General features: G+C 68.6%; 16 protein-coding genes. 14 read left to right on the forward strand and 2 right to left on the reverse strand.

Annotation, left to right across the window (positions count from 1 at the left end; genetic code table 11):
* Positions 1-612: 612 nt before the first annotated feature.
* The 14 genes from secY to WA670_RS34300 all read left to right on the forward strand — a co-directional run bounded on the left by secY (position 613) and on the right by WA670_RS34300 (position 9,031).
* Complete coding sequence (gene secY, locus WA670_RS34235) at positions 613-1,920, forward strand: preprotein translocase subunit SecY (RefSeq protein WP_037816259.1); 1,308 nt, start codon at positions 613-615, stop codon at positions 1,918-1,920.
* Positions 1,917-2,471, forward strand: coding sequence for an adenylate kinase (locus WA670_RS34240; protein WP_037816258.1), 555 nt, complete (start codon positions 1,917-1,919; stop codon positions 2,469-2,471). The genes secY and WA670_RS34240 overlap by 4 nt, the downstream gene beginning before the upstream one ends.
* Positions 2,472-2,515: 44 nt before the next feature.
* Positions 2,516-3,292 carry a type I methionyl aminopeptidase gene (map, locus tag WA670_RS34245; protein ID WP_043835297.1) on the forward strand — a complete coding sequence of 259 codons (777 nt, stop codon included), beginning with the start codon at positions 2,516-2,518 and terminating at the stop codon, positions 3,290-3,292.
* 229 nt (positions 3,293-3,521) lie between these two features.
* A complete protein-coding gene (infA, locus tag WA670_RS34250; RefSeq protein WP_004558881.1) occupies positions 3,522-3,743 on the forward strand; it encodes a translation initiation factor IF-1 in 222 nt (73 codons plus the stop codon).
* A gap of 37 nt (positions 3,744-3,780) precedes the next feature.
* Positions 3,781-3,894: a 50S ribosomal protein L36 gene (rpmJ, locus tag WA670_RS34255; RefSeq protein ID WP_004558882.1), complete on the forward strand. Its 114-nt coding sequence runs from the start codon at positions 3,781-3,783 to the stop codon at positions 3,892-3,894.
* A 198-nt stretch (positions 3,895-4,092) separates the two neighbouring features.
* Positions 4,093-4,473: a 30S ribosomal protein S13 gene (rpsM, locus tag WA670_RS34260; protein ID WP_009072337.1), complete on the forward strand. Its 381-nt coding sequence runs from the start codon at positions 4,093-4,095 to the stop codon at positions 4,471-4,473.
* Positions 4,470-4,655: a hypothetical protein gene (locus tag WA670_RS34265; RefSeq protein WP_009072338.1), complete on the forward strand. Its 186-nt coding sequence runs from the start codon at positions 4,470-4,472 to the stop codon at positions 4,653-4,655. Before rpsM ends, WA670_RS34265 begins: the two co-directional genes overlap by 4 nt.
* An 18-nt stretch (positions 4,656-4,673) precedes the next feature.
* Positions 4,674-5,078 (forward strand): 30S ribosomal protein S11, encoded by a 405-nt coding sequence (gene rpsK, locus WA670_RS34270; protein WP_009072340.1) that lies wholly within the window; start codon positions 4,674-4,676, stop codon positions 5,076-5,078.
* Between the two features lie 23 nt (positions 5,079-5,101).
* Entirely contained in the window at positions 5,102-5,707 is a 606-nt protein-coding gene (rpsD, locus tag WA670_RS34275; protein ID WP_037816256.1) for a 30S ribosomal protein S4, read from the forward strand.
* A 106-nt stretch (positions 5,708-5,813) separates the two neighbouring features.
* A complete protein-coding gene (locus WA670_RS34280; protein WP_009072342.1) occupies positions 5,814-6,887 on the forward strand; it encodes a DNA-directed RNA polymerase subunit alpha in 1,074 nt (357 codons plus the stop codon).
* A 42-nt stretch (positions 6,888-6,929) separates the two neighbouring features.
* Positions 6,930-7,472 (forward strand): 50S ribosomal protein L17, encoded by a 543-nt coding sequence (gene rplQ / locus WA670_RS34285; protein WP_037816255.1) that lies wholly within the window; start codon positions 6,930-6,932, stop codon positions 7,470-7,472.
* Positions 7,473-7,544: 72 nt separating this feature from the next.
* Positions 7,545-8,381: a tRNA pseudouridine(38-40) synthase TruA gene (gene truA, locus WA670_RS34290; RefSeq protein WP_107051119.1), complete on the forward strand. Its 837-nt coding sequence runs from the start codon at positions 7,545-7,547 to the stop codon at positions 8,379-8,381.
* Between the two features lie 60 nt (positions 8,382-8,441).
* The gene (locus WA670_RS34295) at positions 8,442-8,645 is read left to right on the forward strand and encodes a CopG family transcriptional regulator (protein ID WP_067587897.1); all 204 of its coding nucleotides are present in this window, start codon (positions 8,442-8,444) and stop codon (positions 8,643-8,645) included.
* Positions 8,642-9,031, forward strand: coding sequence for a type II toxin-antitoxin system death-on-curing family toxin (locus tag WA670_RS34300; protein ID WP_336160382.1), 390 nt, complete (start codon positions 8,642-8,644; stop codon positions 9,029-9,031). Before WA670_RS34295 ends, WA670_RS34300 begins: the two co-directional genes overlap by 4 nt.
* Before the next feature lie 61 nt (positions 9,032-9,092).
* Here the strand turns inward: WA670_RS34300 and WA670_RS34305 are convergent, their stop codons facing one another.
* Together WA670_RS34305 and eccE are read right to left on the reverse strand one after the other, a co-directional pair.
* Positions 9,093-9,812 carry a hypothetical protein gene (locus tag WA670_RS34305; protein ID WP_037816254.1) on the reverse strand — a complete coding sequence of 240 codons (720 nt, stop codon included), beginning with the start codon at positions 9,810-9,812 and terminating at the stop codon, positions 9,093-9,095.
* Positions 9,809-11,041 carry a type VII secretion protein EccE gene (eccE, locus tag WA670_RS34310; RefSeq protein ID WP_037816253.1) on the reverse strand — a complete coding sequence of 411 codons (1,233 nt, stop codon included), beginning with the start codon at positions 11,039-11,041 and terminating at the stop codon, positions 9,809-9,811. The genes WA670_RS34305 and eccE overlap by 4 nt, the downstream gene beginning before the upstream one ends.
* Positions 11,042-11,481 lie beyond the last annotated feature (440 nt).

Here is an 11,481-nt window from a genome sequence, read left to right on the forward strand (position 1 = left end):
CGGGGGCTCGATGCGGTCGGGTGCGTCGGCTGCGGTTTGCCGGTGGTGGGGGTTAGCGCCCCAATGTGGCATTGGGTGCGTTGGATGCACCCAATGTGGCGTTCGGTGCGTCCTATGCACCCAATGCCACATTGGGGCGGCATCCCGGCCAGCGGTTGCGGCTGGCGGCGGGGGCGGTCCGTGAAGGGCTCCTTGAGGGAATCTGAGTCTGTGAAGGAGCCCCTCACGACCAGAGGTGGGTCGTGAGGGGAACCCTGAGGGAATCAGAGTCAAGGAGGGTGGCCCTCACGTACGGCGGGCGGGCGTTGGCGGTGCTGTTTTCCGTGCTGCTGTGGGAAAGCCCGCCGAATGGTGCGGGCCGAACAGGTGATCATCTGTGGTCCGACCGGCCCTACCTGCGGCTCTTCAGCGGCGAAGCGGCCCGGGGTGAGACGTAAAACGCACACGCGCTGCGGGCGGCCCATGCGAAGCTGTTAGAGTCGGCGGCACGCTTCCGGGCCGTTTGCCCTGAAGCGTTCCTGGCTTGCCAGTGAGTCAGACATCCCGCCGGTCTCGTACCGGCCAAGCCGATCGTCGGTTGGGACGACCGACGACGCCGAGGAGGTCCCCCGCGTGCTCAGCGCATTCCGCTCGGCTCTCGCGACGCCGGATCTACGCAAGAAGATCCTGTTCACGCTAGCCATCGTCGCGGTCTACCGGATCGGTGCAACCATCCCGGCTCCGGGGGTCTCGTTCGCCGCCGTGCAGGCCTGTACCGCACAGGCCGACCAGCAGGGCGTGTACCAGCTGCTCAACCTCTTCAGCGGCGGCGCGCTGCTGCAGCTGTCGCTGTTCGCGACGGGCATCATGCCCTACATCACCGCGAGCATCATCGTCCAGCTGCTCACCGTGGTCATCCCGCGGTTCGAGGAGCTGAAGAAGGAAGGCCAGTCCGGTCAGAACAAGCTGACCCAGTACACCCGGTACCTCACGATCGCGCTGGCGATCCTGCAGGCCACCGGCGTGGTCGCGCTGGCTGACCGCGGCACCCTGTTCCAGGGCTGCTCGCAGCCGATCATCCCGGACAACAGCATCTACTCGCTGACGCTGATCGTGGTCACCATGACCGCGGGCACCGCGGTGATGATGTGGCTGGGCGAGCTCATCACCGAGCGCGGCGTCGGCAACGGCATGTCGGTGCTGATCTTCCTGAACATCGCGGCCCGCATCCCGGCCGAGGGCGCCAACATCATCAGCAACGGCGGCGGCGTCGCGCTGGCCGTGGTGTGTGCGTTCGGTCTGGTGATCATCGCCAGCGTCATCTTCGTCGAACAGGGCCAGCGCCGGATCCCGGTGCAGTACGCCAAGCGCATGGTCGGCCGCCGGATGTACGGCGGCACCTCGACCTATCTGCCGATCAAGGTGAACCAGGCCGGTGTCATCCCGGTCATTTTCGCCTCGTCGCTGCTGTACCTGCCGCAGCTGCTCAGCCAGCTGATCGGCGACCCGAACAGCAACGCGGGCTGGCAGTCGTTCATTCAGAACTACCTGGTCAACCAGAGCAGCTGGGTGCACATCCTGCTCTACTTCCTGTTGATCATCTTCTTCACCTACTTCTACATCACGATCACGTTCAACGTGGACGAGCGTGCGGAAGAGATGAAGAAGTTCGGCGGCTTCATCCCGGGCATCCGGCCCGGCCGTCCCACCGCCGAGTACCTCAGCTTCGTGCTGGGCCGGATCACTCTCCCCGGCTCGCTGTACCTGGGCATCATCGCGATCCTCCCGAACTTCTTCCTGTCCCTCACCGGCAGCGGGAACAACCAGAACTTCCCGTTCGGTGGCACGGCTGTGCTGATCATGGTCGGGGTTGGCCTCGACACCGTGAAGCAGATCGAAAGCCAGCTGATGCAGCGCAACTACGAAGGGTTCTTGAAGTGACGCGACTGGTTCTCGTCGGACCGCCCGGCGCGGGCAAAGGCACGCAGGCGGTTGCCCTGTCCGAGCAGCTGCGGATCCCGCACATCTCGACGGGCGACCTCTTCCGGGCGCACGTCGGCCAGGAGACCCCGCTCGGCCAGGAGGCCAAGCGGTACCTGGACTCGGGCGAGCTCGTGCCGGACTCGGTGACCAACGAAATGGTCCGCGAGCGGCTGGCCGAACCGGACGCGAAGGCGGGCTTCCTGCTCGACGGGTTCCCGCGCAACACCAAGCAGGCCGAGGTCCTCGGCGAAATGCTGAGCGAGGCCGACACCAAGCTCGACGCGGTCATCCAGCTCGACGTGGCCGAGGACGTCGTCGTCGGGCGGCTCATGTCGCGCGGCCGCTCGGACGACACCGAGGACGTCATCCGCCGTCGCCAGCAGGTGTACGTGTCGGAGACCGCGCCGCTGCTGGAGTACTACTCCGACATCCTGGTCAAGGTCGACGGCGTCGGCGAAGTGCAGGAGATCTCGGACCGCGTGCTGAAAGCGCTGCGCGACCGCACGTGAATCTCGGAGGATTGCGTGTTCTGCAAGTGCTCCGCCGCGGGCGCATGATCGAGGTCAAGACGCGCGGCGAGCTGGAGGCCATGCGGGCGGCCGGTCTCGTCGTCGCCCGCACCCTGGCCGCCGTGCGCGAACTCGCCCGGCCCGGGGTCAGCACGGCCGACCTCGACGAGCTGGCCGAGCAGACGATCCGGGACGCCGGCGCGGTGCCCTCGTTCAAGGGCTACCACGGGTTCCCGGCGTCGATCTGCGCGTCGGTGAACGAGCAGATCGTGCACGGCATCCCGTCGGCCAAGCAGGTGCTCGCCGAGGGCGACCTGATCTCGGTCGACTGCGGCGCGATCCTCGAAGGCTGGCACGGCGACTCCGCGGTGACGCTGGAGATCGGCGAGGTCAGCGAGAAGGACCGCCAGCTGTCGGCCGCCACCGAGCGCGCCATGTGGGCGGGCATCGAGGCCGTCCGCGCGGGCTCCCGGCTCACCGACATCTCGTTCGCCGTGCAGACCGCCGCCCGCCAAGCCGGCGAGGACGACGGCCGCGAGTACGGCGAGATCCTCGAGTACGGCGGCCACGGCATCGGCCGGCAGATGCACATGGAGCCGTTCCTGCCGAACGTCGGCAAACCCGGCAAGGGCCCCCGGCTCAAACCCGGCATGGCGCTCGCGGTCGAACCCATGCTGACCGGCGGCAGCGGCGAAACCCTCGAACTGGACGACGGCTGGACGGTCGTCACCGTCGACGGTTCGCGCGCCGCGCACTGGGAGCACACCGTCGCCATCACCGAGGACGGTCCCTGGGTGCTCACCCTGCCCGAAGAGTCCTGAGCGACCACTCACACGGGTCTACTTACACCCCGGTCGACGGGGTACTGCACGGGTTGCGTACACTGTCAAGTCGGCGCGCTCATGCGCCGGTTCCAGCATGCTCGTGAATTCTCGCGAACCTCATGGACCCGGGGCCGAGTGTGGCCGAGCACCACCCAGTAAGCAAGGACTCGAGCTCAAAGCCGATCACGCTGTGCACATCAAGCGTGCATCAGGGATTGCGGAGGACATGGCTAAGAAAGACGGGGCCATCGAGGTCGAAGGCCGCGTGGTCGAGCCGCTCCCCAACGCGATGTTCCGTGTCGAGTTGGAGAACGGCCACAAGGTCCTGGCACACATCAGCGGCAAGATGCGGCAGCACTACATCCGCATCCTGCCCGAAGACAGGGTTGTCGTGGAGCTTTCGCCCTACGACCTCTCCCGTGGTCGCATCGTCTACCGCTACAAGTGATCACGCCAGAGCCGAGCAGAGCAGGAAGCAGGAAGACGTGAAGGTCCAGCCGAGCGTCAAGAAGATCTGCGACAAGTGCAAGGTGATCCGCCGTCACGGCCGGATCATGGTGATCTGCGAGAACCTGCGTCACAAGCAGCGTCAGGGCTGAGAACCGCACTGCAGCAGGCCGCTTGACGGCTAACCCACCCTCCCCGTACCTGCCGGGCCGCGCGAGCGGTCCGGTGCACCCCCGGACTTCAGGCCGGGGCCGGGACACCCGGGGCGCAAGCCACGGGCACGACAGGCGAGTCGGTTCCGGAACCGGACGGGGAGCAGACCTGAAGACAAACTCGATAAAGGAGCACCAGTGGCACGACTCGCTGGCGTCGACCTTCCCCGCGAGAAGCGGTTGGAGATCGCGCTGACTTACATCTACGGGATCGGCCGTACCCGCTCGAAGCAGATGATCGCTGCTGCCGAGCTGAACGCCGACACCCGCGTCAAGGACCTCAGCGACGAGGATCTCGTCAAGCTGAAGGACTACATCGACGAAAACTTCAAGGTCGAGGGTGACCTTCGCCGTGAGGTGAACGCCGACATCCGGCGCAAGATCGAGATCGGGACCTACCAGGGTCTGCGCTGGCGTCGCGGTCTGCCGGTGCGCGGTCAGCGCACCAAGACCAACGCCCGCACCCGCAAGGGCCCGAAGAAGACGGTCGCCGGCAAGAAGAAGGCTGGCAAGAAGTGAGCACCCAGGGCAAGAAGGTCGTTCGCATGGGCGGTTCCGTCCGTCGCTCCACGGCTTGTGTCTCGCCCAAGGCGCTCTACGCCCGCCCGATGGCGCTGCGGAACCTCTATACCGACGCCGGATCCATCATCCGCCGCGGGCAGCAGGAAGCCGTCGCCGCTCACCAAGAGAACGCGCGTTAACAGGAGAACCCTCAGACAATGCCACCCAAGTCCCGCACCGCGGGGGCCAAGAAGGTCCGCCGCAAGGAAAAGAAGAATGTCGCGCACGGTCACGCGCACATCAAGAGCACCTTCAACAACACCATCGTCTCGATCACGGACCCGACCGGCGCCGTGATCGCGTGGGCGTCGAGCGGCCACGTGGGCTTCAAGGGCTCGCGCAAGTCGACTCCGTTCGCCGCGCAGATGGCCGCCGAGAACGCCGCCCGCAAGGCTGCCGAGCACGGCATGAAGAAGGTCGACGTTTTCGTGAAGGGCCCGGGTTCGGGCCGCGAGACGGCGATCCGCTCGCTGCAGGCGGCCGGCCTCGAGGTCGGCACCATCCAGGACGTGACCCCGCAGCCTCACAACGGCTGCCGCCCGCCCAAGCGGCGCCGGGTCTGAGGAACGGGGAGGAGTACTAAGAAATGGCTCGTTACACCGGTCCCGCGACGCGTATTTCGCGTCGCCTCAAGGTTGACCTCATCGGCGGCGACCAGGCGTTCGAACGTCGCCCCTACCCGCCGGGCCAGCACGGCCGCGGGCGCATCAAGGAGTCCGAGTACCTCCTGCAGTCGCAGGAGAAGCAGAAGGCTCGCTACACCTACGGCGTTCTCGAGCGCCAGTTCGTCCGGTACTACAAGGAAGCCGTGCGGCGTCCTGGCAAGACCGGTGAGAACCTGCTGCAGATCCTCGAGTCCCGGCTGGACAACGTGATCTACCGCGCCGGCATCGCCCGCACCCGCCGTCAGGCGCGGCAGCTGGTGAGCCACGGCCACTTCCTGGTCAACGGCGTCAAGGTCAACGTGCCGTCCTACCAGGTCACCAAGTGGGACATCATCGACGTCAAGCCGAAGTCGGCGGGCACCCTCCCGTTCGTCGCGGCGAAGGAAGCCTTCGGCGAGCGCCCGGTTCCGGCGTGGCTGCAGGTCGTCCCGTCGAACCTCCGCGTGCTGGTCCACCAGCTGCCGGAGCGCGCGCAGATCGACGTTCCGGTTCAGGAACAGCTGATCGTCGAGCTTTACTCGAAGTAACCGGTCTCTGCGACTGGTTACGGGGCGGCGGCGCCCACAGTGCGCCGCCGTCACGCCATCCCTTCGACGTCATATGGCGGGCGTCGTCTGGAAAGGAAACTAAGAAATGCTGATTTCCCAGCGGCCGGCTCTCGGCGAAGAGACGGTCAACGAGACCCGCTCCCGGTTCACCATCGAACCGCTGGAGCCCGGCTTCGGCTACACGCTCGGCAACTCGCTGCGGCGCACGCTGCTGTCGTCCATCCCGGGCGCGGCCGTGACGAGCATCCGCATCGACGGCGTGCTGCACGAATTCACCACCGTTCCCGGGGTGAAGGAAGACGTCACCGACATCATCCTGAACCTGAAGGAACTGGTCGTGTCCTCGGAAGAGGACGAGCCGGTCACCATGTACCTGCGCAAGCAGGGCCCCGGTGAGGTCACGGCTGCCGACATCGTGCCGCCCGCGGGCGTCACCGTGCACAACCCGGATCTGCACATCGCGTCGCTGAACGGCAAGGGCAAGCTCGAGATCGAGCTCGTCGTCGAGCGCGGCCGCGGTTACGTTCCGGCCCTGCAGAACAAGCAGGCGGGCGCGGAGATCGGCCGGATCCCGGTCGACTCGATCTACTCGCCGGTGCTGAAGGTGACCTACAAGGTCGAGGCCACCCGTGTCGAGCAGCGCACCGACTTCGACAAGCTGATCCTGGACGTCGAGACCAAGCCGTCGATCACCGCGCGCGACGCGGTGGCCTCGGCTGGCAAGACGCTGGTGGAGCTGTTCGGTCTCGCTCGCGAGCTGAACGTCGACGCCGAGGGCATCGAGATCGGCCCGTCGCCGCAGGAGGCGGACACCATCGCCGCCTACGCGATGCCGATCGAGGACCTGGACCTCACCGTCCGGTCGTACAACTGCCTGAAGCGCGAAGGCATCCACACCGTTGGCGAGCTGGTCTCGCGCAGCGAGGCGGACCTTCTCGACATCCGCAACTTCGGCGCCAAGTCGATCGACGAGGTCAAGCTGAAGCTCGTCGGCCTCGGCCTCGCGCTGAAGGACAGCCCGCCCGGGTTCGACCCGTCCGCGGCTGCCACCAGCTACGACGGCGAGGGCTGGTCGGAAGGTGTCGCCGGCATCGGCGGCGGGATTTCGGACGACGGCCACGACGATGGCCAGGACTACGCAGAGACCGAGCAGCTCTGAGGCCTCGTGCCCGGACGCTGTGAGCTGAACTAGGAGAAAGTCATGCCCACCCCTACCAAGGGAGCCCGGCTCGGCGGGTCTGCCGCGCACGAGCGGCTGATCCTGGCCAACCTGGCCACTCAGCTGTTCGAGCACGGCAAGATCACGACGACCGAGGCCAAGGCCAAGCGGGTCCGCCCGCTGGCCGAGAAGCTGATCACCAAGGCGAAGCGGGGCGACCTGCACAACCGTCGCCTGGTGCAGAAGGTCGTCCGGGACAAGGACGTCGTGCACAAGCTGTTCGCCGAGATCGGCCCGCACTTCGCTGAGCGCGCCGGCGGTTACACCCGCATCACCAAGACGATGCCGCGCAAGGGCGACAACGCCGCCATGGCCGTCATCGAACTGGTCGCGGAGAAGACCGTGACGTCCGAGGCCGAGCGGGCCCGCAAGACCAAGTTCGCCAAGGACGAGGTCGCCGCCGCTCCGGTCGCCGAGGAAGCCGCTGAGGCTCCCGCCGCGACCGAAGAGGCCCCGGCTGCCGAAGAGGCTCCGGCCGCTGACGAGGCCGCTGCCTCCGACGACGCCGACGCCAAGAAGGACTGAGTCCTGCCGGCACTGTCTACACCGGACGAGCCCGCCGCTCCCCACGGGGAGGGCGGGCTCGTTCGTCTGCGCTTGGACGTGAGCTACGACGGCACGGACTTCTCCGGCTGGGCCCGCCAGCCCGGTCGCCGCACCGTGCAGGCCGAACTGGAGCAGGCGCTGCAGCGTCAGCCGCCGGGGGAGTCGGTGCCGAAGTCCGTGGTCGTCGCGGGCCGCACGGACGCCGGGGTGCACGCGACGGGCCAGGTCGTGCACGTCGACGTCGTCCCGTTCGCGCCCGGTGCGCCGGGCCGGATTCCCGTGGACGACCAGGGAATCCCAGACCTGACGCGCATGCGCGGCCGCTGGAACAAACTCTTGCCCGCCGATGCGCGGGTCTTACAGGCGCGCGTGGCCCCTTCGGGTTTCGATGCCCGGTTCTCCGCCATCCGTCGGCACTACCGTTATCGCGTCTCAGATGCCCCGTGGGGCGTCGATCCGTTGCGCCGCAACGACACCCTGGCTTGGGGACGTCCACTGTCGACAGAGCGGATGAACGCCGCTGCTCGGGAACTCCTTGGCCTGCAAGACTTCGCGGCATACTGCAAACAGCGCGAGGGCGGCACGACGATCCGTGAGCTGCAGCGTCTGGAGTGGACGCGGATTGACGAGCATCTGCTGGAAGTCCAGGTAAGCGCGGACGCGTTCTGTCATTCGATGGTCCGCAGCCTGGTCGGTGTCTTGCTGCTCGTGGGGGACGGCCGCCGCGGAACCGGTTGGCCCGGCGAGGTTTTGGCGAGCGGAACGCGGGACAGCGCGGTCGCCCCGGCACACGGACTGACGCTGACGGCGGTGGATTACCCGCCGGACGAGCTGCTGGCGGCGAGGGCGGAACAGACCCGGAACGTGCGGTCGTCGACCGAGCTTTAACGCCAGGGATGGCCGAAAAGAGCAGGCCAGAAATGATACCACTCTGGTATCATTGGCGTCATGGCGATGACTCTGCGGTTGAACGATGAGGTGGAGCGTGCGCTCGCGCTGCTGTCTGAGGCGGACGGGGTGAGCAAGCACGAAGCGGTGGTGCGGGCGATCACGGACGCCGCGGCGCGCCGGGTCCGGGACGACCGGGTGCACGAGCTTTCCCTCGAAGGCCGCTCCCGCTACGCCGCCCTGCTCGATCGCCTGGCGCAGTGAAAATCGAGTACCTGACGCTGGACGACCTGCTTCTGCTGTCGGCTGATCTCCGCGTGCCCGGGGTGCGCGACCTTGGCCTGCTCGACGCGGCGGCGCACCGGCCGCAGTCCTCGCTGATGGGGCAGGACGCTTATCCGGGTCTGCACGAGAAAGCCGCGGTGCTGCTGGAATCCATCGTCCGGAATCACCCGCTGATCGACGGGAACAAACGGCTCGGCTGGATGTCGATGTACGTGTTCTACGGGCTCAACGGCTTCGACCTGGACGCGCCGGAGGACGAGGCGTACGACCTGGTGATCGCGACCGCGACCGGGACGTTGCCGTATCAGTCGGTGGCCGAGCGGCTGGCGGAATGGGCTCGCGCCCCGCACACCGCCGATCGCTGAAAACGACGAAGGCCTCCTTGCCGGAATCCCGCAAGGAGGCCTTCACCATTTCTCACCGCTTTTAGTCGCCTCGGCGAACCGGTCCGAGCAACTGCTGTTCCTTCTGAGTCGTGACCAGCCGCAGCGGGCGCCACAGGTTTGTGCCTAGCGCCACGACCTGGTCGTCCTTCAGCGTGGTCAGCTGGCGCATCATCTGCGGCGGCAGCCGCCAGATCCGGGCCGCCAGCTCGGCCTGACCGGCGGGGAGCCGCTGCATCAGGACGAGGTCCGCGGCGTTCGCCGTCGTGCCCGCCTGCGGGTGCAGGTACGGCAGCACGTACACCGTGGTCTGCCAGGGCGACCGGGGCGGGAACAGGTCCTGCGGGGTCGGTCCGCCGTCGGTCACGACGAGCAGCGGGGCGTCCTCGGACGGGCGCGGCAGTTCGACCGGCGACAACCGGCGGATCTGCACCAGCGGCGAAGGGCGTCCGTCGCGGCTTCCGGCGGCCTGTTGCAGCACCTGCCACGCCGCGGGGCGTCCGGTGGCCACGACCACCCACGCACCCGTCGCCATGGCGCGCATCGCTACCTGGCGGGCCAGGTAGAGCCCGCCGACGAGCACGATGCGGGTTGGCTGCGAGCGCAGTGCGGAGACGGTCAGCGGTTCGCCCTTGAGGCCGGAGCCGAGGACGACGCCGCCGCGGTCGCCGGACGGGCTGATCGCGTCGAGCATGGCCGGGTCGACCGTGAACTCCGGGGCGATGCCGGGATTCTGCCCGGCGTCGCGAACACGGGTACTCATGCTGTGCCTCCGATCGGCAGCGTCGCGGAGAACGCCGAGATCTGCATGCCCTTCATCGGGGTCAGGTCGACGTCCAGCCGCTCCGCGATGCTCTGCAGCCGCTGGTCGGCGGCGTCCAGCTCGCGCGGGTTGCGGGCGCTCAGCCGCACCACGCCGCGCAGGCCGATGCGGCCCTCGTCCGCCGACGGCGAGATCGCCATGGCGACCGTTGCGGACAGTGCGCGCACGCTGGTCAGCCCGTTGAGGCTGCCGCTGATCTTGCCCTTGGGCCAGCCGGTGATCGCGTAGCTGGAGTGCCCGATGCCGGCCGCGGTGACGCCGGTCCAGCTTTCCTGCAGGCTGACCTTCTCGTTCGAACCGGCGACCGCGGTGAGCTCAGCCGCCGAGATGCTGGCGCGCAGCAGCTCGTCCGGGTCCAGCGGCCGGGTCGGCACGCCCTGGGACTCCAGCGCGTTGCGCACCCGCGACAGCGCACCGATCATCGCGCGGTGCGCGCCGACGACGCCGCCGCCGCGTTCCCGGATCGCCTCCGGGCAGCGCCGCGGGTCGAGCCGGACCGCGATCCACGTGGTCCGCCGAGCGGCCGCGGGCAGCGGGCCGAGCACCTCGAGATACGAGCTGAGCGCCGGGGCGTCCGCGGGCATCGCGGCCGAACCCGGGTAGCTGTGCCAGATCATCTGGATGGAGTCCAGCAGCACGCCGCGGTCTTCCAGGCACGGCGCGAGCGCGGACAGCGGAAGGCTGGGCGCGCCGCCTGCCTGGGAGATCATCGCCGGCATCGGCTCGACGAGCAGGACCGCGGTCCACGTCCCGTCGTTCCAGGCGATGCCGACCTCCTGCCGTTCGTGGTCGACGGCGTGCGCCACCACGAGGTCCGGCACGGCCAGCCGCAGCAGGCTGACGCGCGCGTCCTCCGGGCCGGTGACCGCGCTTTCCTCGGCGAGTTCCTCGATGCTGGTCGGCGGCGGAGGGGTCGCCACACGGCCGTGCGAGCGGAACCGGTACCGCAGCGTCAGCGCGAGCCACTGGGTGAACCAGCGCCCGCCGACGCGCAGGAAGGCGAGGATCAGGCCGAGCGCCGCGACTCCGATCGCGACGTACTTGAGCTGCATGTTGATCGCCAGCAGCACGAGTCCGATCGCGACGCCGACTTCCAGCACGACCAGGTTGACCACCGGAAGCGGGCCGAGCGAGATGCCGCCGGAGCGCCGCCGCGAGGGCGGGGCCATCCGGAGCGCGGTCGCGGTGCCGCCGCCCGTCGGTGCGGGTTCGCTGTTTTCCGGGCCGCCGCCGCTGGGACCGCCGGGCCCGCCTGGGCCGCCAGGTCCGCCGGGGCCACCGCCGCCGGGACCACCCGGACCGCCGGGGCCACCGCCGCCAGGTCCGCCCGGGCCTCCAGGGCCACCAGGTCCGCCGGGACCTCCGGGACCGCCAGGACGCGGGCCGTTAGGACCGCCGCCGCCAGGACGCCCCGTCCGAGGGCCAGTGGGACCGCCAGGCCCGCCGGGACCACCCGGACCGCCAGGCCCACCAGGACCTCCGGGTCCGCCGGGCTTGGGTCCGCCCGGACCAGGCTTGGGCCCGCCGGGACCACCGGGTCCGCCAGGCTTGGGCCCGCCCGGGCCAGGAGCGCCGGGAACCCCGGGCTTGGGAACGCCGGGCCCGGGAG

Source organism: Amycolatopsis sp. VC5-11, assembly GCF_037034185.1.
In the GTDB taxonomy this organism is placed as follows: Bacteria; Actinomycetota; Actinomycetes; order Mycobacteriales; family Pseudonocardiaceae; genus Amycolatopsis; species Amycolatopsis nivea.